The sequence below is a fragment of the Prevotella sp. HMSC073D09 genome (assembly GCF_001814145.1).
Classification (GTDB): domain Bacteria; phylum Bacteroidota; class Bacteroidia; order Bacteroidales; family Bacteroidaceae; genus Prevotella; species Prevotella conceptionensis.
Genome location: NZ_KV815040.1, coordinates 1 through 1,048, shown reverse-complemented (window position 1 = coordinate 1,048; position 1,048 = coordinate 1). Strand labels below are relative to the sequence as shown.

Genomic DNA, 1,048 nt, shown 5'->3' with positions numbered 1-1,048 from the left:
TTGTACAAATCTATCCATTTAACGGAAGAACCTTTTTTATTGTTTGTCTGTTTTTTGAATTCATTCCACCATTTATTGATTTGCTCGATTTTGTCTTTCTCATCCAGTTTATCATTCTTAAACAAATTCTCGACAGATGCTTTGAAGTGTGTCTTAACGAAGCGACGGAAAGTATTAAAAGTATCACTCCCTTGCTCAGCCTCTATTTCGCGAGAAGCATCATCGTGGTTGCCTGCCTTAATATAACCTGCTATTGTTTTAAGCAAATACTTTGTCAGGCTCTTATCGCGCGCAATCTGCTTAATGTGTCCCACTTCGTGCGAGAATTCGCGGAACCAGAGGTCATAATCCTGCCCGCCTTTGCTGTTATCAAGATAATATGGCGACACAAGGATTCGTGCATTATCGGGGGAACCGCCAATTGTAATGCAATTGCCTTCGGGTTGCTGAATGAACTCTTCAAGCCTTGCATTCTTCACATACGTAATGGGAACGTTCGCAACCAAAGACAATAAGTGAGCGGCTGATTCCGTAAAGGTATAGTATGTTACTTCATGGGGTATCCCCATTAACGTATTGGCAGAGCCTACTGCTTGGTACTGAACAACGGTTTCGACATGTTTTACAACAATGCCCTTAGGAAACATTCCCATAACATCGATATTCGCAATTGGATTCCCGTTACAATATGTGTACGAACTTACCGACACATACTTTTCCGTTAATTTGTCTACCCCATACCATATACTTGCCATAGGGTCCATGTATCTGGCTCCGTAATAATACAGTCCCGTTTCTTCGTCCAACTCCTTGCCATTGAACTTGTACGGCAAATCTTCTGATGAAGAATGCTCGTCTACCAACAGCTCGCCGTAAGGCAGGTAGGCATCGAACTGGGTGATGTTGGCCTTGGCGTCGGTGATGTAGGAGGTGCTGCCGAGGTGGTCACTATGATAGAAGAAGATTTCCTCAATGTTGGTTGTGTCCGAGGGGGCATAGCCATAACCCGGTTGGGCATTGTCAGGGTCTTCGGGCTTCTGCCATTGAA

Annotated in this window: 1 protein-coding gene; it reads right to left on the bottom strand. The window is 44.1% G+C overall.

Annotation, left to right across the window (positions count from 1 at the left end):
* Positions 1-1,048: RHS repeat domain-containing protein (locus tag HMPREF2955_RS02020; protein WP_246830042.1), on the bottom strand; the 1,048-nt coding region annotated here is incomplete at both ends.